15 protein-coding genes are annotated in these 20,768 nt (G+C 64.7%); 10 read left to right on the forward strand and 5 right to left on the reverse strand.

Translation table 11 applies throughout. The features are described 5' to 3' along the window. Positions 1-244 precede the first annotated feature (244 nt). From polA to AC51GT_RS04225, 9 genes are all read left to right on the forward strand, one after another. Positions 245-2,989, forward strand: a complete 2,745-nt coding sequence (polA, locus tag AC51GT_RS04185) for a DNA polymerase I (RefSeq protein ID WP_496327965.1) — start codon at positions 245-247, stop codon at positions 2,987-2,989. Positions 2,990-3,092: 103 nt separating this feature from the next. Beyond that, entirely contained in the window at positions 3,093-3,515 is a 423-nt protein-coding gene (locus tag AC51GT_RS04190) for a YciI family protein (protein WP_496327248.1), read from the forward strand. 58 nt (positions 3,516-3,573) lie between these two features. Then, positions 3,574-4,797 (forward strand): RNA polymerase sigma factor, encoded by a 1,224-nt coding sequence (locus tag AC51GT_RS04195; protein WP_496328011.1) that lies wholly within the window; start codon positions 3,574-3,576, stop codon positions 4,795-4,797. Between the two features lie 57 nt (positions 4,798-4,854). Then, entirely contained in the window at positions 4,855-5,148 is a 294-nt protein-coding gene (locus AC51GT_RS04200; RefSeq protein ID WP_495515870.1) for an Rv0250c family protein, read from the forward strand. Continuing rightward, positions 5,145-5,969: a succinate dehydrogenase subunit SdhC gene (gene sdhC, locus AC51GT_RS04205; protein WP_496327966.1), complete on the forward strand. Its 825-nt coding sequence runs from the start codon at positions 5,145-5,147 to the stop codon at positions 5,967-5,969. The genes AC51GT_RS04200 and sdhC overlap by 4 nt, the downstream gene beginning before the upstream one ends. Before the next feature lie 60 nt (positions 5,970-6,029). Continuing rightward, positions 6,030-7,958, forward strand: coding sequence for a fumarate reductase/succinate dehydrogenase flavoprotein subunit (locus AC51GT_RS04210; protein ID WP_496327246.1), 1,929 nt, complete (start codon positions 6,030-6,032; stop codon positions 7,956-7,958). A 1-nt stretch (position 7,959) separates the two neighbouring features. Further along, positions 7,960-8,706 carry a succinate dehydrogenase/fumarate reductase iron-sulfur subunit gene (locus AC51GT_RS04215; protein WP_496327967.1) on the forward strand — a complete coding sequence of 249 codons (747 nt, stop codon included), beginning with the start codon at positions 7,960-7,962 and terminating at the stop codon, positions 8,704-8,706. A gap of 119 nt (positions 8,707-8,825) precedes the next feature. Beyond that, entirely contained in the window at positions 8,826-10,679 is a 1,854-nt protein-coding gene (gene treS, locus AC51GT_RS04220; RefSeq protein ID WP_496327968.1) for a maltose alpha-D-glucosyltransferase, read from the forward strand. Then, a complete protein-coding gene (locus tag AC51GT_RS04225) occupies positions 10,676-12,052 on the forward strand; it encodes a maltokinase N-terminal cap-like domain-containing protein (protein WP_496327969.1) in 1,377 nt (458 codons plus the stop codon). Before treS ends, AC51GT_RS04225 begins: the two co-directional genes overlap by 4 nt. Positions 12,053-12,077: 25 nt before the next feature. Here AC51GT_RS04225 and AC51GT_RS04230 read toward each other — a convergent pair whose 3' ends face one another. Genes AC51GT_RS04230 through AC51GT_RS04245 form a run of 4 tightly spaced genes read right to left on the reverse strand, consistent with a single transcriptional unit; the run spans position 12,078 to position 17,604 of the window. Then, positions 12,078-12,602: a 2'-5' RNA ligase family protein gene (locus tag AC51GT_RS04230; RefSeq protein ID WP_496327970.1), complete on the reverse strand. Its 525-nt coding sequence runs from the start codon at positions 12,600-12,602 to the stop codon at positions 12,078-12,080. Beyond that, positions 12,603-14,933, reverse strand: a complete 2,331-nt coding sequence (locus AC51GT_RS04235) for a molybdopterin-dependent oxidoreductase (protein ID WP_496327971.1) — start codon at positions 14,931-14,933, stop codon at positions 12,603-12,605. A gap of 39 nt (positions 14,934-14,972) precedes the next feature. Then, entirely contained in the window at positions 14,973-16,727 is a 1,755-nt protein-coding gene (locus AC51GT_RS04240) for a lipase family protein (RefSeq protein ID WP_496327972.1), read from the reverse strand. A 49-nt stretch (positions 16,728-16,776) separates the two neighbouring features. Then, positions 16,777-17,604 (reverse strand): class I SAM-dependent methyltransferase, encoded by an 828-nt coding sequence (locus AC51GT_RS04245; protein ID WP_496327973.1) that lies wholly within the window; start codon positions 17,602-17,604, stop codon positions 16,777-16,779. 142 nt (positions 17,605-17,746) lie between these two features. Here AC51GT_RS04245 and rpsA point away from each other — a divergent pair, with 142 nt between their 5' ends. After that, positions 17,747-19,240 carry a 30S ribosomal protein S1 gene (gene rpsA, locus AC51GT_RS04250; protein ID WP_496327238.1) on the forward strand — a complete coding sequence of 498 codons (1,494 nt, stop codon included), beginning with the start codon at positions 17,747-17,749 and terminating at the stop codon, positions 19,238-19,240. An 81-nt stretch (positions 19,241-19,321) separates the two neighbouring features. Here the strand turns inward: rpsA and AC51GT_RS04255 are convergent, their stop codons facing one another. Continuing rightward, complete coding sequence (locus tag AC51GT_RS04255) at positions 19,322-20,653, reverse strand: serine hydrolase domain-containing protein (protein WP_496327974.1); 1,332 nt, start codon at positions 20,651-20,653, stop codon at positions 19,322-19,324. Between the last annotated feature and the right edge of the window lie 115 nt (positions 20,654-20,768).

Below are 20,768 nucleotides of genomic sequence, written 5' to 3' on the forward strand. Positions count from 1 at the left end.
GTTGAGCAGGATGGGGCATCACGCGTGTGTCCTCCCGAAAAATGGTCAGCGCCCGGCCATGGCCGGGCGGCGGAAAGTCATCCTTGCGGACTCTATAGCCAGCGGTCGCGCTCGGCAGGCTTTAGAAGTTTCCTCGCCGTTACTGTTGAGTAACCGAGTTCGTGACCTCGACTAATGATGAAAAATTGGGAGTTTCTGGCCCGTAAGGCAAGGCCTGTCAGGGCCGCTCCATACACTTGGACCCGTGAGTCCTGCCCAAACCAGTCAGCCCGGCCGTGCAACGGCGAAGTCCCCAACCCAATCGGGTGATCGCCCGACCTTGATGTTGCTCGACGGTCATTCACTGGCGTTCCGCGCGTTCTTCGCGTTGCCGGCAGAGAACTTCAAAACCGCTTCGGGTCAGACCACCAACGCGGTATACGGATTCACCTCGATGCTCATCAACCTGTTGCGCGATGAGGCGCCGTCGCACATCGCGGCCGCATTCGACGTCTCCCGGCAGACGTTTCGTGCCGAGGTGTTCCCCGCCTACAAGGCGCAGCGCAGCTCTGCCCCCGACGAATTCCGTGGCCAGGTCGATCTGACCAAAGATGTCCTGGGCGCCATGGGGATTCCGGTCTTCGCGCAGGAGGGCTACGAAGCCGACGACATCATCGCCACCCTGACCACGCGGGCCGAGGCACTCGGGTACCGCGTGCTGGTGGTCACCGGCGACCGCGACGCGCTCCAACTCGTCAGCGACAACGTCACCGTGCTCTACCCCAAGCGCGGTGTCTCCGAGCTGACCCGTTTCACGCCGGAAGAGGTCGAGGCCAAGTACGGCCTCACGCCGGCCCAGTACCCGGACTTCGCGGCATTGCGCGGCGACCCGTCCGACAACCTGCCCGGCATCCCCGGGGTGGGGGAGAAGACGGCCACCAAGTGGATCCGTGAGTACGGCTCGCTCTCGTCACTGGTCGACAACGCGGACAAGATCAAAGGCAAAGTCGGCGAATCGTTTCGGACGCACCTGGCCAATGTTCAGATGAACCGCCAACTGACCGAACTCGTCCGCGACATGGACCTGCCCTTCGGGCCGGACGACCTGGTGCTCGCACCGTGGGATCGCGACAAGATCCATCAGCTCTTCGACGACCTCGAGTTCCGCGTCCTGCGTGACCGGCTGTTCACCACGCTGTCGTCGGCCGAGCCGGAAGCCGAATCCGGCTTCGACCTGCGCGGCACCGTGCTGGGTGCCGGTCAGGTCTCCGCCTGGCTGAACGCGCACGCCGCTCCCGGGGGCGCCCGCGCCGGACTGACCGTGCTCGGGCCGCGTCAGGTCTACGGCTCGGACGTCACCGGCATCGCGATCGCGGCCGCCGACGGGGAATCGGCCTACTTCGACCCCGCAGAAATCGGTCCCGACGACGAGAAGGCCGTCGCCGAGTGGCTGGCGGATGCCAACGTGCCCAAGGCGATTCACGAGGCGAAGTGGGCGTTCCACGCGCTGCGTGGCCGCGACTGGCAGCTCGGCGGTGTCACCAGTGACACCTCGCTGGCCGCCTACCTGGTGCGTCCGGGGCAACGCTCGTTCAACCTCGACGACCTCGCGCTGCGTTACCTCAAGCGTGAGCTCGTCGCCGATGCGGTGGCCGACGACGGGCAGATGTCTCTGCTCGACGAGGACTCCGGCGCGCAGGCCGCCGCCGACCAGGCGATGCTCCAGGCCCAGGCGGTGGCGGAGCTGGCCGATCGGTTCGACGAAGAACTGGCGAAGATCGATTCGGGTTCGTTGCTCACCGACATGGAGCTGCCGCTGCTGTTCGTGCTGGCCGAGCTCGAGGCCGCCGGAATCGCCGTCGACACCGCACATCTCGAAGAACTGGAGTCGGGTTTTGCTGCGCGGGTGCGGCAATCGGCCGATCTGGCCTATGAGGTGATCGGGAAGCAGATCAATCTGGGGTCGCCGAAGCAGCTGCAGGTCGTGCTGTTCGACGAGCTGGAGATGCCGAAGACGAAGAAGACCAAGACCGGGTACACGACCGACGCCGACGCGCTGGCCGGACTGTTCGAGAAGACCGGTCACCCGTTCCTCGAGCACCTGCTGGCCCACCGCGATGCCACCCGTCTCAAGGTCACCGTCGACGGCCTGCTCAAGACGGTTGCCGACGACGGCCGGATCCACACCACCTTCAACCAGACCGTGGCCGCGACCGGCCGGTTGTCGTCCACCGATCCGAACCTGCAGAACATCCCGGTGCGTACCGACGCCGGTCGCCAGATCCGCCAGGGCTTCGTGGTCGGCGCCGGGTACGAGAGTCTGATGACCGCCGACTACAGCCAGATCGAGATGCGGATCATGGCGCACCTGTCCGGTGACGCAGGCCTGATCGAGGCCTTCAACACGGGGGAGGACCTGCACAGCTTCGTCGGGTCGCGGGCGTTCGGTGTGCCGATCGAGGAGGTCACGCCCGACATGCGGCGGCGGGTCAAGGCGATGAGCTACGGCCTGGCCTACGGACTGAGTGCATTCGGTCTCTCGCAGCAGCTCAAGATCAGCACCGGCGAGGCCAAGGACCAGATGGAGGCGTACTTCACGCGCTTCGGTGGTGTGCGGGACTACCTGCGGGAAACGGTCGAAGAGGCCAGGCGCAACGAATACACATCCACCCTGTTCGGCCGTCGGCGGTACCTGCCCGACCTCAACAGCGACAACCGCCAGCGTCGCGATGTGGCCGAGCGTGCCGCGCTGAACGCGCCGATCCAGGGCACCGCCGCCGACATCATCAAGGTCGCGATGATCGACGTGCAGAAGGCGCTCGCGGAGCAGGGTCTGACCTCGCGGATGCTGCTGCAGGTCCACGACGAACTCGTCTTCGAGGTCGCCGCCGGTGAGCAGGACCGTCTCGAGGAGCTGGTCCGGGCCAAGATGGGTGGTGCGATCGAGCTGTCAGTACCGCTCGATGTGTCGATCGGTTACGGCCGTTCGTGGGATGACGCCGCGCACTAGGTGCAAACTATTTCTGCGGGCCTGTCGATCCGGTTGATGCTCGTTCGACGAAGGGTTGAGGGCAACCGAACCTCGAAATTCCCTACCGAATGAGGAGAAGGCAATGCGAATCATGATGATCATGCGCGACACGCAGGAAGCGATCGACGCGAGCAAAGAGGTCCCCTTCGACGAGATCATCGCGGCGATGGGGGCGTACAACGAAAAGCTGATCAAGGCCGGGGTGTTGCTGGCCGGTGAAGGTCTGACGGATCCCTCGGAGGGCCTGGTGGTCGACTTCGCCTCGGATCCGCCGGTGGTGACCGACGGACCATACGCCGAGGCCAAAGAGCTGTTCAGCGGCTTCTGGATCATCGAGGTCTCGAGTAAGGAAGAGGCCGCGCAGTGGGCCTCGCAGTGTCCGCTGGGGCCGGGTAGCAAGCTCGAGTTGCGCCGGGTGCACGGGCCCGAGGACTTCCCGCAGGACAACGAGTGGATCCAGAAGGAAGAGCGGTGGCGCGAAGAACTGGACCAGAAGTCCAGCTGAGCTGACGCCGGTGAGCCGGTCCGACGCCATCGGCCGCACCGTCGACGCGGTGTGGCGGATGGAGGCCGCGAAGATCGTCGCGACCCTGAGCCGCATGGTCGGCGACATCGGGTCGGCAGAAGACCTGGCGCAGGAAGCGCTGGTCGAAGCGCTGGCGAAGTGGCCGGAGTCAGGTGTCCCGCGCAATCCGGGCGCCTGGCTCACCACCGTTGCAAAACGCCGTGCCGTGGACGGATGGCGGCGGCAGGAGCGGTTGGATGCGAAATATGCCGCAATCGCCCGGGACCTGGACACCCGACCCGACGCCGAGCTGGGCTGGGACCCCGACAGCATCGACGACGACGTCCTGCGGTTGATCTTCGTCTCGGCCCACCCGGTCGTGGCCAGGGAAGGTCAGATCGCACTCACCCTGCGGGTCGTCGGCGGTCTGACGCCCACCGAGATCGCGCAGGCGTTCCTGACCTCGACCGCCACCATCCAGCAACGCATCGTGCGCGCGAAGAAGACACTCAAGGCGGCGAAGGTCCCGTTCGAGGTGCCACCCCGCGAGGACTACCCGAAACGGCTGTCGGCGGTGCTCAGCGTCATCTACCTGGTGTTCAACGAGGGGTATTCGGCGTCGTCCGGCGACCGGCTGATCCGGTCGGAACTGTGCACGGAGGCGCTGCGGCTCGGCCGGGTCCTGGCGGAACTGGTGCCCGGCGAGCCGGAGGTCCATTCGCTGGTGGCCCTGATGGAGTTCCAGGCGTCGCGCTTCGGTGCGCGGATCGCCGCCGACGGGACCCCGATCTTGCTGTCGGACCAGGATCGCAATACATGGGATCGGGCCCAGATAGCCCGTGGCACTGCAGCACTCGAGCGTGCCGACGCCTGCGGGCGGGGCCGCGGACCCTACGGTCTGCAGGCTGCGCTGGCCCAATGTCATGCCACCGCCGCGACCGCACAGGACACCGACTGGCATCGCATCGTTCTGCTGTACGAGGCGCTGGGAAGGTTGGCGCCGTCGCCGGTGGTCGACCTGAACCGGGCGGTGGCGGTGTCGATGGAGTCCGGGCCCGGTCCGGCTCTACAGATCGTCGACGACCTGGTCGCCGACGGTGCGCTGGCCCGGTCGCATCTGTTGCCGGCGGTGCGCGGTGAACTCCTGGCGCGTCTGGAGCGGTATCCCGAAGCGAGGGCGGAGCTGAACAAGGCTGCGGCGATGGCCGGAAACCGAAGGGAGAGCGAAGTTCTGCGAGCCAGGGCCGACTCGATGTCCGACACGTTCGGTCAAAACCGTTGACTGAATCGGTCCTGCCAGTACTGTGGTGCGTATCACAAAGGTCTTGGAGGGCAAGCCATGGCAATTGCCGAAATGAACGAACTCCATCGCAGCATCGGCGCGCTGCGGCATCACATCGTCACGCTGAAACTGCACTACGGGGATGTCGATGCCGTCCGGCGGATGACCAACGATCTGGATCGCTTGGAAATCGACCTGCACGATTTCGAACAATCCCCGCCACCCGTGCGCCGGTCGCCGGTGGGCAAGGACGACGTGGTTTATGTGCCGGACAGCAAATCAGACGAGTCCGCGTGGCTCGGCGCGCAAGACGAAGGGCTGGGCTTCCATTCGCGTGAGCGTACGAAGTGAGCGCCCCCGCGGCTGAGCGGGAGACATCCGGGGTTACTTCTCCCGGGCGGGCGCGCATCCTGGCGCGAACCCTCCGAGTGGATCGATGGTGGGTCCCGCCGCTGCTGACAGTCATCGGTCTGTCGGCGTTCGTCATCTACGCGACGATTCGATCATTTGTCCGCAGCGCCTATTGGGCTGCGGACTACCACTATCTCTCCCCGTTTTATTCGCCGTGTCTGAGCGAGTCGTGTGTCCCGGGAGCAAGTCACTTCGGGACCCCGTTCCCCGAGCTGCCGATGTGGATTCCGCTCGGTTTCGTCGTGCTGCCTTTCCTGCTCGGCTTCCGGCTGACGTGTTACTACTACCGCAAGGCCTACTACCGCTCGTTCTGGCTCTCGCCACCGGCGTGTGCGGTGGCCGAGCCGCACAACCGCTACACCGGGGAGACCCGTTTTCCGCTGATCGTCCAGAACGCCCACCGCTACTTCTTCTATGTGGCACTGATCGTTTCGCTGATCAACACCTACGATGCGGTCACCGCGTTCCACGGTGAGGGGGGTGGTTTCGGCTTCGGCCTGGGCAACATCATCCTGCTGGGCAACGTCATCCTGCTGTGGACGTACACGGTGTCGTGTCATTCGTGTCGGCACGTGACCGGCGGCCGTCTCAAGCACTTCTCGGCGCATCCGATCCGGTATTGGATCTGGACGCAGGTGTCGAAGCTCAACACCCGTCACATGCAGTACGCCTGGATCACGCTGGGCACGCTGGTCCTCACCGACTTCTACGTCATGCTCGTCGCCAGTGGCACCATCTCCGACCTTCGCTTTGTGAACTGACCTCTTCTCGCGCGCAACGGCTGTTGCGCAATCGACTTCACGCTAGGGAGCCGTTGCCAGATGACCGAAACCGAACGCCATGAATACGATGTCGTCGTGATCGGTGCCGGGGGCGCCGGCCTGCGGGCGGTCATCGAGGCCCGGGAAAAGGGCTACTCCGTCGCGGTGGTCTGCAAGTCGTTGTTCGGTAAGGCGCACACGGTCATGGCCGAAGGTGGTTGTGCCGCGTCGATGGGTAACGCCAACTCGAAGGACAACTGGCAGACGCACTTCAAGGACACGATGCGCGGCGGCAAGTTCCTCAACAACTGGCGGATGGCGGAACTGCACGCCAAGGAGGCGCCCGATCGGGTCTGGGAGCTGGAAACCTATGGCGCCCTGTTCGATCGGACTGCCGATGGACGAATTGCCCAGCGCAACTTCGGTGGTCACACCTACCCGAGGCTGGCGCATGTCGGTGACCGGACGGGCCTCGAACTGATCCGGACGATGCAACAGAAGATCGTCTCGCTGCAACAAGAGGACTACGCGGCCACCGGCGACTATGAGGCGCGGATCAAGGTGTTCGCCGAATGCACCATCACCGAACTGCTCAAGGACGGCGATGCCATCGCGGGCGCGTTCGGATACTGGCGGGAGTCCGGCCGGTTCGTGCTCTTCGAGGCCCCCGCGGTGGTGCTCGCGACCGGCGGCATCGGCAAGTCGTTCAAGGTGACGTCCAATTCGTGGGAGTACACCGGCGACGGACATGCACTGGCGCTGCGGGCCGGGGCCAGCCTGATCAACATGGAGTTCGTTCAGTTCCATCCGACCGGGATGGTCTGGCCGCCGAGCGTCAAGGGCATCCTGGTGACCGAAGGTGTTCGCGGCGACGGTGGCGTACTGAAGAACACCGACGGCAAGCGGTTCATGTTCGACTACATCCCACCGGTGTTCAAGGGGCAGTACGCCGAGACGGAAGACGAGGCCGACAAGTGGCTCGCCGACAACGACAGTGCGCGCCGCACACCCGATCTGCTGCCGCGTGACGAGGTCGCCCGCGCCATCAACGAAGAGGTGAAGGCCGGGCGCGGCACCGAACACGGCGGCGTCTACCTCGACATCGCCTCGCGGATGCCCGCCGACGAGATCATCCGCCGGCTGCCGTCGATGCATCACCAGTTCAAGGAACTCGCCGATGTCGACATCACGGCCGAACCCATGGAGGTGGGCCCGACCTGCCACTACGTGATGGGTGGCATCGAGGTCGATCCGGATACCGGGGCCGCGCGCGTCCCGGGCCTGTTCGCGGCCGGTGAATGCTCGGGCGGTATGCATGGCTCGAATCGTCTGGGCGGCAACTCCCTTTCCGACCTGCTGGTGTTCGGACGCCGGGCCGGGCTCGGTGCGGCATCGTATGTCGGATCGCTGCAGAGCCGTCCCGCAGTCTCTGCCGCAGATATCGATCGGGCCGCGGCGTTCGCACTGGCCCCGTTCGACCCGCCTGTCGAGGGCAAGCCCGAGAATCCCTACACGCTGCACACCGATCTGCAGCAGTCCATGAACGACCTCGTCGGCATCATCCGGAAAGAGGAGGAGGTGCAGGAGGCGATCAGGGTTCTCGAGGACATCCGTCGGCGGATGCCCGGCATGCAGGTCGAAGGCCATCGGCAGTTCAATCCGGGCTGGCATCTGGCCGTTGATCTGCGGAACATGCTGCTCGTCTCCGAATGCGTCGCCAAAGCGGCTCTGCTCCGCACCGAGAGCCGCGGTGGCCACACCCGCGACGACCATCCCGCGATGGACCCGACCTGGCGTAACACGCTGTTGGTCTGCACAGCCGACCCCGGCGACGATTCGCCGGTCCCGGAGGTGACGGTGGTCAAAGAAGAGCAGACCCCGATGCGCCCGGAGTTGCTGGAGCTGTTCGATTTCGACGAGATCGAGAAGTACTACACATCCGGTGAGATCGCCGGTCATCCCAACGCCGGGGGCAGCGAGGAGAACTGACATGGGCTATGACGCGAAGTTCCGGGTGTGGCGAGGTGATGCCGAGGACGGTGAGCTGCGCGACTACACCGTGCTGGCCAACGACGGTGAGGTGGTGCTCGACATCATCCACCGCCTACAGGCGACCCAGACCCCGGATCTGGCGGTGCGCTGGAACTGCAAGGCCGGTAAGTGTGGGTCGTGCTCGGCGGAGGTCAACGGTCGCCCCAAGTTGCTCTGCATGACCCGGATGTCGACCTTCACCGAAGACGAGGTCATCACCGTCACTCCGATGCGGACGTTCCCCGTGGTCCGCGACCTGGTCACCGATGTGTCCTTCAACTATGAGAAGGCCCGCGAGATCCCGGCGTTCACCCCACCGGAAGGACTGAAAGCGGGGGAGTACCGGATGAAGCAGGTCGATGTGCAGCGATCCCAGGAGTTCCGCAAGTGCATCGAGTGCTTCCTCTGCCAGGACGTCTGCCATGTGATCCGGGATCACGACGACAACAAGCAGAGCTATGCCGGCCCTCGTCACCTGATGCGGATCGCCGAACTCGACATGCATCCGCTCGATGTCGCCGAGCGGAGGGAGTCGGCGCAGTCCGAGCACGGCCTGGGGCTGTGCAACATCACCAAATGCTGCGGCGAGGTGTGTCCCGAAAACATCAAGATCACCGACAACGCACTGATCCCGCTCAAAGAGCGTGTCGTCGATCGTCAGTACGACCCGCTGGTGTGGTTGGGGAACAAGCTCTTTCGCAGGTAGTCGACCCGAAGGTGTAACAATTCTCCTCGCCGGGTACTCGCTCGCTCGACAAACCAATCGCGTGAACAGCCCGTAGGGTTGGACACGGAACATTGCCGAGCGAAGCAACCGAGGTGTGCATGCCCCTGGAGAACCAGTCGGACTCATCGCGACCGCCAGTCGACCTGTCGGAGGCTGAGCACACAGCCGACGGACACCTGGTCGAGGCACAGTCCGATGACTTCGATCACGCGAAGCCGCTGCGTGTGGACAATGAGTGGTTCAAGAAGGCCGTATTTTACGAGGTACTCGTACGGGCCTTCAACGACTCGAACAACGACGGGGTCGGAGACCTACGCGGTTTGACCGAGAAGCTCGACTACCTGGCCTGGCTGGGTGTCGATTGCCTGTGGTTACCGCCGTTCTACGATTCACCGCTGCGCGACGGCGGGTATGACATCCGTGATTTCCGGACCGTCTTACCCGAGTTCGGCACGGTGGACGACTTTGTCGAGTTGCTCGATCAAGCGCACCGTCGCGGTATCCGGATCATTACCGACCTGGTGATGAACCATACGTCGGACAGCCATCTGTGGTTCCAGGAATCACGTTCCGATCCGGACGGTCCCTACGGCGACTACTACGTCTGGGCCGACGACGATTCGGGCTATCCGAATGCCCGCATCATCTTCGTCGACACCGAGATCTCCAACTGGACGTGGGATCCGGTTCGCGGGCAATACTATTGGCACCGTTTCTTCTCCCACCAGCCCGACCTCAACTACGACAATCCCGAAGTCGCCGAAGCGATGATCGACGTGCTGCGGTTCTGGCTCGATCTCGGTATCGACGGGTTCCGGCTCGACGCCGTGCCGTACCTGTACGAGCGGGAACAGACCAACTGCGAAAACCTCAACGAGACACACCAGTTCCTCAAAAGGTGCCGCAAGGTCGTCGACGATGAATACCCCGGACGCGTCCTGCTGGCCGAGGCGAATCAGTGGCCGGCGGATGTGGTCGAGTACTTCGGTGAGCCCGAGGTCGGCGACGAATGCCACATGGCATTCCACTTTCCCTTGATGCCACGCATTTTCATGGCCGTCCGGAGGCAGAACCGGTTTCCGATCTCGGAGATCCTCGAACAGACGCCGCCCATTCCGAAGTCGGCCCAATGGGCGATCTTTCTGCGCAACCACGATGAGCTGACGCTGGAGATGGTCACCGACGAAGAGCGTGACTACATGTACGCCGAGTACGCCAAAGACCCAAGAATGAAGGCCAACATCGGGATCCGGCGCAGGCTTGCGCCACTGCTCGACAACGATCGAAACCAGTTGGAACTGTTCACCGCGTTGCTGCTGAGCCTGCCCGGATCCCCGATGCTCTACTACGGGGACGAAATCGGCATGGGCGACAACATCTGGCTCGGTGACCGCGATTCGGTGCGTACCCCCATGCAATGGACACCCGACCGCAACGCCGGCTTCTCGCGCACCGACCCGGCGAGGATGTATCTGCCGGTCATCATGGATCCGACCTATGGGTTCCAGGCGCTGAACGTCGAGGCGCAGATGAACTCGACCAACACCCTGCTGCACTGGACCCGACGCATGATCGAAGTGCGCAAACAACATCCGGCCTTCGGCCTGGGGACATTCACCGAACTCGGCAACAGCAATCCGTCGGTTCTCACCTACCTGCGGGAGCTGGCGCCGTCGGCCGAAGAGCGTCGACCCAGTGACGTCATCCTCTGTGTCAACAACCTCTCGCGCTTCCCGCAAGCGGTGATCATGGACCTGTCGATGTTCGACGGCCGGATTCCGGTGGAACTGACGGGGTCCATCCCGTTCCCCAAGATCGATTCCGCGTCGTACATGGTGACGCTGCCAGGCCACGGATTCTACTGGTTTGCGTTGCAGCCCGACCCGGCTGATGCCGGTGTCGCACAGGGGTATCCACTCAGCAGCGAAGCAGAGGCGGCGGTCCAACCATGACTGTGAAATTGCCCGACGATCAGGAAATTGCCGAGGGTCTGGCCCGGTGGCTCCCGCAGCAGCGGTGGTTCTCGGCGAAAAACCGTGAGATATCGGGGGTCCGGGTGAACACGCGGGTCCCGTTGGCGGCGGACGACGGGTACGCGGCCGAACAGGTCCTCGTGTCCGTCGGGTTCGATTCCGGTCCCGATCTGCGCTACCAAATACCCCTCGGATACCGAACCCACCTGTCGGAACCGTTGCTGGCATGGGCGGTGACCGATCCGCTTTCGGGTTCGGCGACCGCCTACGACGGCCTGCAGGATCCGGAGCTGGCCGGTCGCCTCCTGACGGCATTGGCTGCCAACGAGACCATCGGCGGACTGCGCTTCGAGACCTTGCCCGGTGGCGTCATCGACTCGGAGGCGCCCGGTCGGGTGATGAGTGCCGAGCAGTCCAACACGTCGGTGGTGTTCGGTGAATCCCTGTTGTTCAAAGTGTTTCGACAGTTGGATATCGGGATCAATCCCGATGTGGAACTGCACCGCGCCCTCAGTGAGGTCGGGTGCAAGCATGTGGCCGAGCTCCGCGGCTGGATCGAAACAGACATCGACGGTGGTCCGACGACGTTGGCCATGGCACAGGAGTTCATCGACAACGCCGCCGACGGTTGGAGCATGGCGCTGATCAGTGTGCGTGACCTGTTCACCGAGGCCGACCTACATGCGGCCGAGCTGGGAAGCGATTTCGCCGGCGACGCCGAGCGACTCGGGGCCGCGCTGGCACACGTGCACGCGGACCTGGCCCGGGGCCTGGGAGTGAGTGAGCGAAACGGCAACGGCTCGGTGATCGGAGACATGCGAGCGAGACTCGTTGCCGCGGCCGAATCGGTTCCGCAACTCGAGGAACTGCGAGAACCGGTGTCGGCGGTTTTCGACGAGGCCGCGGACGCGGGCCCGACACTCGTGCAGCGCATCCACGGCGATCTCCATCTCGGTCAGGTTCTGCGGACACCGTTGACCTGGTTGGTGATCGACTTCGAAGGGGAACCGCTCAAATCGGTGGCCGAGCGTCGGCTACCCGACAGCCCGCTGCGCGACGTGGCGGGCATGCTTCGATCGTTCGACTATGCCGGCCACCACCTGATCGGCGAGGGATCGCCGGCGCGCACCGGACAACTCGAGTTCCGCGCACGGGAATGGGTGGAACGTAATTCGGCGGCGTTCTGTGACGGATATGCCGCCGTGACCGGTGAGGATCCACGAACGCACTCCGCACTACTTCGGGCGTACGAGCTCGACAAGGCCGTCTATGAAGCGGTGTACGAGGCCCGACACCGCCCGGCCTGGTTGCCATTGCCCTTGAACGCGATCGAGCGGCTCGTCTCCGTGTGATGGTGCCACCGACGGTCGTGATTCTTCACAAGAGCTGAAACTCTTCGCGGGTTTCGCCATTCCAGCGGCGCAGGCCGGCGACGCGCGCGGTGAACATCTCCGGGTCGTCGCCGATGGCCCTCACGATGTGTCCGAGCTGACCCGGCAGCAGTCGGCGGGCGAGCGTGATGTGCGGTGTCCAGCCGCCCGGCTGGATACGCGGCAATGCCCGTCCGCCGATGTGTGGCCGGGTGGTGGCGAATACCTGGGCGTGCAGACTCAGGAGGCGTTCGGAGGCGACCACCAGTCGGGCCGCGGTACCCCGGCGACCCCAGAACAGTAGTAGGGCTCCGACATTGACGGACATCCCGACAACGTCGGGGATCCCCCGGAGCCCCTCGTCCACCGCGGCGTCGATCGAGTCCGCCGCCACCAGGGTGACGTGCGGCCGGTTGGACGTCGACCGGATGTTGCCCTGGCTCGGCAATCCGGCCTCCGCGATCTTCTGCCACTGCTGCCCGATTATCGCGTTGGTCGCCTCATCGAAGATGAGCTCGATCGAGTGCGCCATTCAGCGTCGGCTCCACTGCTTCTGGTCGTGCACGGTGACGGCGGGAACGTCGCCGCGGTAGACCTCGACCTCGACCCGGACGAGTTGTCCGGTGGATCCCTGTGACAACCGGGAGGTGCCGACGTCGCGGGTCAGGACATTCGGGTTGCCGTGGACACAACCGGCGATGTCGGGGGAGCTGTAGTCGAACCACGCCCCGGTGGACAGCTGCGCGATGTTGGGTGCGACCCGGTCGTCGATGACCGCCCCGGCCAGCATCTGAGCGGTCTGGCTGCGGACCAGGACGAGATCGCCGTCGCAGATCGACCGCGTCGCGGCGTCAGTGGGATGGAGGCGGATCGGCTCGCGGCCCTGGACTTTCGACGCGACGCTGTAGTCACCATGATCGAGTTGGCTGTGCAGTCGCGTCTTCGGATTGTTCGCGATCAGGCACAGGGGGTACGCGCCGGAACCGAGTCCCTCGGCCTCGGGCGGGGCAAGCCAGGCCGGGTGGGGCGGGCAGTCGTCGTAGCCGAACCCCTCGATGGTGTCCGAGTAGATCTCGATCCGGCCGCTGGGAGTGGGCAGCGGGTGTGCGGCCGGGTCGCAGCGAAACTCTTGGTAGAGCGAGTGTTCGGTGTCCGCGCCGGACAGCTCGAGTCGGCCCTTCTCCCAGAATTCGGCGAAGTCCTCGGTCGGGGTGTGGTGCGCCGGCGTGGCCCGACGCCAGTCCTCGTACATCTTCTCGAGCCAGCCCCGCTCATCGAGATTCTCGGTGAAGGCATCGAAGACGCCGAGACGTTTGCTGAGCTGTGCCAGGATGTCGAAGTCGCTCAACGACTCACCGACCGGCGCGGACACCTGTCGCATGGCGATCATGGACTGGTCGTACCGTCCGCAGCCGATGTCGTTGCGTTCGAGGGTGGTGGTCACCGGCAACACGATGTCGGCGTGGCGGGCAGTTGCCGTCCAGAACGGCTCGTGCACTATGACGGTCTCCGGTTGCGCGAAAGCGCGCCGGAGCCGGACCAGATCCTGGTGGTGATGGAACGGGTTGCCGCCGGCCCAATAGACCAACTTGGTGTCGGGATAGACCTTGGTCTGACCGTTGAACTCGTAACTCTCGCCGGGGTGGAGAAGCATGTCGGCAATGCGGGCGACCGGGATGAACTCATCCACCGGATTGGCGCCCTGGAAGAACGTCGGCAGTGAATAGGGGAGCTTGGCCGCACCCATGCCACCGGTCGAACCGTAACCGTGGCCGAAACCGCCTCCGGGAAGGCCGATCTGACCGAGGAATGCGGCCAGCGCGATGGAGGCCCACAGGGGCTGCTCGCCGTAGGTGGCTCTCTGCAAGGACCAGGACGTGGTCACCATCGTCCGCTTGGCTGCCATCCGCCGAGCCAGGCCGCTGATCGAATCCGGATCCATGCCGCAGATCTCTGCGGCCCACCGCGGGTCTTTCACGACACCATCGGGGGCGCCGCGCAGATAGTCGGCGAACCGTTCGAAGCCTACGCAGTAGCGGTCGAGAAAGTCGCGGTCGCAGAGGTTTTCGTCGAGGAGGACCCAGCACAGTGCCAGCATCAGCGCGGTGTCACTGGCCGGGGTGGTGACGATCCACTCGTCTTGCGCCGTCAGCGCCAGGTCGTCGGACAGCGGGCCGATCAACACGAATTGCGCACCGTTGTCGTGGGCGGCATCGATCGCACTGCGGACGATGTGTCTGCTGATGCCGCCGCCGTTGATCTGGAAGTTCTTGGCGGGGATGCCACCGAAGCAGACAAAGAGCTCGGTGTGCTTGCTCATCACCTGCCACGTGGTGGGGTTGTACAGCGGCTCTTCGCTCCCGACGATGTGGGGGAGCAGCACACTCGATGCACCGTGGCTGTAGCTGTGCACTGATCGGGTGTAGCCGCCGATGCAGTTGAGAAAACGGTGTATCTGACTCTGCGCGTGGTGAAACCGGCCCGCGCTGGCCCATCCGTAGGAACCGCCGAAGATCGCGGGATTGCCGTACGTGCCGCGGACGCGTGCCAACTCGCCGGCCGCCAGGTCGAGTGCATGATCCCACGTCACCTCGACGAAATCGTCGTCACCGCGGGTGTTGTCGGCGCCGGGTCCGTTGCTGAGCCATCGGCGGCGGACGTACGGATGCAGGATCCGGGCGCCGGTGTCGAATGATGCAGGGATGTTGGCCAGGAGCGGTGAGGGATCGGGGTCGGCGGGATCCGGCTCGACATTCAGCACGTCGCCGTCGACAGAAGCGGTGAAGACACCCCAGTGTGAGCTGTTGACCTTTGCCGACCGGTCAACCCCTGCCGATCGTTCGACGTTTGCTTCCTCAGGCATGTCCCACAGTGTTGCAGCTGTGCCGTCCGGAGGCATCGTTCAGCAGGTGGGCGTCTGTGTCGTACCGGTGAATCTGGCCGTGGTCCACGCCCGCAGATCCTTCATCATCTGAGAATCCCGGTCCAGCACGCTCATGTGGGTGCGGTCCGAATACGCCTGGAACTCGAAGCTCGCCCCGGCAGCGCACTGCTGCTCGACCCATTTCTCGGTGATGTCGAAGGGGATCACCTCGTCGGCGGTGCCCTGGCCGATGAACACCGGCTGGGTGGGGATCGTCGGAATGTTCTGCCGCAGGCGATCACCCATCGCACCGGACGACGGATCGGCGAGCGTCACCGATTGTGTTGCCGGCAGCGAGGTCACCACCGAGGCCATCAGCGAAGGGTCGGTGATGCAGCGGTCGCCCGCGGCCCGGACGTTGGCCCACGCACCGGGCCGGATATAGGCGCGTGGATCGATGTCGGGGTAGGTGCGGGCGTAGGAACGTGTGACATAGGCCGTCAGCAGGGCGCCACCGAGCATTCCCTGCATTCTCTGGGCCATGGCCACCAGATCGGTCGCCGGCGACAGCGATGCGACGCCGCGGATGTTGACGTCCGGAGCATAGTCAGGGGCCAGCATCCCGGTCCACAGCGCCGCGTGACCGCCCTGGGAATGGCCCCAGACCACAGTCTTTTCGGACACCTCGACCTCATCGAACTGACGCACTGCCCGGATCGAGTCCAGCGCGGAGTAGGCCTGGCCGTTGCCGATCAGATACGGCGCGACGCCTTCGGTGCCCATCCCGGCATAGTCGGTCGAGACGATGACCCGGCCGGCTTTCAGGACGGGCCACAGGGGCGGCATCCCGTCAAACGCGTTGGTCGCCAACGAGGGTGCGCACGGCCGCGCGACGCCGGTGGTGCCGTGAGTCCAGGCGATGACCGGGCGCGGTCCACCGGGCCGGTCGATCGCGGCGAGCACCGAAGCGGAGGCGACCGCGGGCCTGCCGTGTGAATCGGTGGTGCTGTAGAGGATCAGCCAGGCCTCCGCGCCGTCGGGAAGGTCGGCGGGAGTGAATGGCATCGACCTGATCAACGTGCCCGCCGGCCCCGGTATCGGGTCGGGCGTCGCATAGAACGGGTCGTGGCGGCTCACGTGTGCTGCGATGCTCACCGCAACCAGGACCAGACTCAGTGCCAACGCGATCGATCGGCCACCCAGGCGCAGGAACTGTCGGGGCGTCGACCGCGGCGGAGTCACACTGTGCCCGTTCTGATCCGGCGGCGGTGTGCGGTGGCGGAACACCGCGACCAGCGACGTGAGTCCAAACCAGACGACGTAGGCGCCGAACACGACGGCCACCACAAAAACGGTGACGTCGGGCCAGGACAGTGCCACCACGCCGAGCGTCACCGTCGCCAGTGCGCCGATGACACCTGCTGCGGTGTCGATGCCACCGCCGGCTGTCGAGGTCCTGACCGCATCGAAGCCGTGGACGATGCCGGCCACGACCAGCGCCACCCCCACGATCAGCGACAGGTGCTCGGTGGTCAGGAGGGGCCAGATCAAGATCACCAGGCCGACCAGCAGCCAGGCCACCCCGAGTAGGCGGCGAAAAACCGGATGATCGCCGGGCGTGGCGATCGTCGAGATCCCGACGAGGAGTGCGTTGATCCCGGCGAGGATCGTCAGCACCTCCACCGACGCGAACGGCTGGAGTCCCAGGATCACCCCGAGAACCACGCAGCCGACGGCGATCACTGCCACGAACGGGCGGGGCAGCGACCTGATCACCCTGGCGACGGCCGGCATCAATCAACCTTGTCAGACGCCGGGCCGTCCGGGCCTGCTTCAGCCGAGGTCATGGCTTTGTGCAACAGAAGATGGCCGTGCCCGGAAAATGTTGCCCGCGAAGCGGACTCCACTGGCCCCACTCCCGGTCGAACCCCTCCGGCCACTCAGGCTCGATGAGATCGTCCAGGATCAGGCCGGCCGCCCGGATCTCCCGGATCCGATCTCCGACGGTGCGGTGATGTTCGACGTACGACACCGTCCCGTCGTCCTCGGTCTCCACATACGGAGTGCGGTCGAAGTAGGACAGGATCACCGTCAGTCCGGCCGGTCCGGGATCGTCCGGAAACATCCACCGCATCGGATGGTTGACCGAGAAGACCCATCGGCCGCCGGGCTTGAGCACCCGGGCCACCTCGGCCATCACCCCCGCCGAGTCCGCGACGAAGGGCACCGCCCCGAACGCCGAGCAGACCACGTCGAACACCTCGTCGCGGAAGGGGAGTTGTTCGGCGCCGGCCTGGACCAGCGGCGGCTGCGGACCGCCGCGGGCCATCGCCATCTGACCGCGGCGCAGCATCTCCCGGGACAGGTCCAGGCCCACCGCATGGGCGCCTTGCGCGGTGAGCCACCGACTGCACGGCGCCGACCCGCAGCCGATCTCGAGAACGGCCTTTCCGGTGACGTCGCCGAGGAGGTGAACGTCGGATTCGCGGAGTCCCTCGGGACACCAGACGAAGTCGCCCGCCTCGCTGCCCGCTCCGAGGAATTCGCCGTGGCTGATGTGATATTCGTCGGCGTCGGCGTCCCACCAGCGGCGATTCGCCGCAGCGCTCGTCCGAGAGTCCACGGAGCCGCGGATCAGCGGGTGCGAACCGCCGGTATTTGCCCAGGCCACCGGGCCTGGCGTATCGTCAACCACGCGCGTGCCTGAGCTCGTGTGGTTCTACATGCCGATCACTTCGCAGTGATCCGTGTCGTTCCAGCAATATCTGCATTATCTGTCCCTACAACCCAACCTGTCCGGAGCCATCTAACATATGCCGTCCACGACCATTACCTCGCCGCAAGTAGCCATTAACGATATTGGCTCGGCTGAGGATTTTCTTGCTGCCATCGATGCAACTATCAAGTACTTCAACGATGGCGACATCGTCGAGGGCACCATCGTCAAGGTTGACCGCGACGAAGTGCTGCTCGACATCGGTTACAAAACCGAGGGAGTGATCCCGTCCCGCGAATTGTCCATCAAGCACGACGTCGACCCCAGCGAGGTCGTCAGCGTCGGTGACGTGGTGGAAGCACTGGTCCTCACCAAAGAGGACAAAGAGGGTCGGTTGATCCTGTCCAAGAAGCGCGCTCAGTACGAGCGGGCGTGGGGCACCATCGAAGAGCTCAAGGAAAAGGACGAGGCCGTCAAGGGCACCGTCATCGAGGTCGTCAAGGGCGGCCTGATCCTGGACATCGGTCTGCGTGGATTCCTCCCCGCATCGCTGGTGGAGATGCGTCGCGTGCGCGATCTGCAGCCGTACATCGGCAAGGAGATCGAAGCCAAGATCATCGAGCTGGACAAGAACCGGAACAATGTCGTCCTCTCGCGCCGTGCATGGCTCGAGCAGACCCAGTCCGAGGTCCGCAGCGAGTTCCTGCACCAGCTGCAGAAGGGCCAGGTCCGCAAGGGCGTCGTGTCCTCGATCGTCAACTTCGGCGCATTCGTCGATCTCGGCGGAGTCGACGGTCTGGTTCACGTCTCCGAGCTGTCTTGGAAGCACATCGATCACCCGTCCGAGGTTGTCGCCGTCGGCGACGAGGTCACCGTCGAGGTTCTCGACGTCGATCTGGACCGCGAGCGCGTGTCGCTGTCGCTCAAGGCCACCCAGGAAGATCCGTGGCGCCAGTTCGCTCGCACCCACGCCATCGGCCAGATCGTGCCCGGCAAGGTCACCAAGCTGGTTCCGTTCGGTGCATTCGTGCGGGTCGAAGAGGGAATCGAAGGCCTCGTCCACATCTCGGAGCTGGCCGAGCGCCACGTCGAGGTGCCGGATCAGGTTGTCGCCGTCGGTGACGACGCGATGGTCAAGGTCATCGACATCGACCTCGAGCGTCGCCGGATCTCGCTGAGCCTCAAGCAGGCCAACGAGGACTACACCGAAGAGTTCGACCCCTCGAAGTACGGCATGGCCGACAGCTACGACGAGCAGGGCAACTACATCTTCCCCGAAGGCTTCGATTCCGAGACCAACGAATGGCTCGACGGATTCGACAAGCAGCGGGAAGCGTGGGAGTCGCGCTACGCCGAGGCAGAACGTCGCCACAAGATGCACACCACCCAGATGGAGAAGTTCGCCGCTGCCGCCGAGGCCGCTGCCAACGCTCCGACGGATTACTCGTCGGATTCGGCTGACAAGGGTGGTGACGACGCTGCCACCGCATCGTCCTCGTCGTCTTCGTCGTCCGCTCCGAAGAGCGGTGGCTCGCTGGCCAGCGACGAGCAGCTCGCTGCTCTGCGCGAAAAGCTTTCGGGCAACGCCTGATAGAGCACCAACCCCAAACCGCCCCCGGCCTTTCGGTCGGGGGCGGTTTGTTTGGGTTCAGGGGTTTAGGGGTTCAGGGGTTCAGCCGCCGCCGGTGTCTTCCGCCGCATCCTCGATGTCCTCGCCGGTGTCGTCGGCAGATCCGGCGTACACGTAGGGCACGAGCGACTTGGCGACCATGGCCGCCGGCGGGAGCCCGTCGGCGGTGGGGGCCAGGTTGCCCCAGACCACCATCGTCACGTCGTTGACCGGGTCGTAGCCCATGAACGAGTTGTATCCGGGCATCTCGCCGATGTGCCCGATCAGTGGTCCCATCTGGGCGATGCCGTAGCCGTATCCCGAGCTCTCGGGGTCGTCGGGATCGGCGGGTTGGATGCTGTCCATCCGCAGCTGCTGCGTTTTTGCATCGAGCAACCGGCCGCTGCCCAGGGCCTTCACCCAGATCGCCAGGTCGTTGGCGCTGGAGACGCCCTGCCCCGCGGCCCACGTCCATGAGGGGTTGTCGTTGGTCGTCACCCTCGGCTGGACCGTGCCCGCCTCGATCGCCGCCAGGCGTTCGGGCGGAAGGGATTCCTTGCCCTCACCCAGGGTCTCGACGTTCCCGCTGTAGGAGTATCCGCTGACGTACGGGACCGGGAGCGCGGTGTCGGTGTTGGCAGGAAACGACGTGCCCGTCATGCCGAGTTGGGAGAAGAACCGATCCTCGAAGATCTGGGCGATCGGTTTGCCGTCGAGTGCCTCGGCGATCAGTCCGAGCAGGACGGTGTTCGTGTTCGAGTAGTGATATTCGGCGCCGGGAGCGGAATACGGCGGGTTCTCGAACGCAAGAGCAAGTAGCTCTTCCGGCGTCCAGACCCGTTGGGTGTCCTCGTCGAGAGCCGTGTTCAGTTCGAGTGTCTGGGTGTAGTTGTAGAGCCCGCTCCGCATGTCGAGAAGGTGGCCGATGGTGATGTTCTCCCCGTTCGGGACATCCGGCCGGTATTTGCCGACCGGGTCGTCGACCGAGATCGTGCCCTCCTGGACCATCTGCATGATGGCGGTGCCGGTCCAGGTCTTCGTATTCGAGCCGACCCGAATCCTGGTGTCGACGGTGGGTTCGTCGTCGGATTCGATTCCGAGGGTGCCCCATGCGTTGGTGTAGTCACCCGTAGGTGTTCGGATGAGCACCAGCATCCCGACTTCATGGAACCCGGTGGCGAGGTCGTCGACCACTTGGTCCATGGCGGCGGTGTCGAGCGGCAACAGTGCGCTGGTCGACGCCGAATCGCTCGTCGTCGGTGACGTGTCGACATCCGACGAGCAGGCAGCGCCCACCAGTGCGACGGTGAGCATCAGGGTGACCGCGGTGGTACGTCGCTGCAGACGGGATGGTTGATGTACGTCCCTGGTGTTCAACGGGTTCGGGGGGAACATTCTGCTCGCTTCCGATGGGTCGATCACGCCGCGGGGAGCGATCCATCTGGGAGGCAGTGGCGTTCGGACGAGCTTCGGGAGACCAGATGGGCGGCTCGGTAATCCAGCACGCGCC

It is taken from the genome of Williamsia sp. z34 (assembly GCF_059553395.1).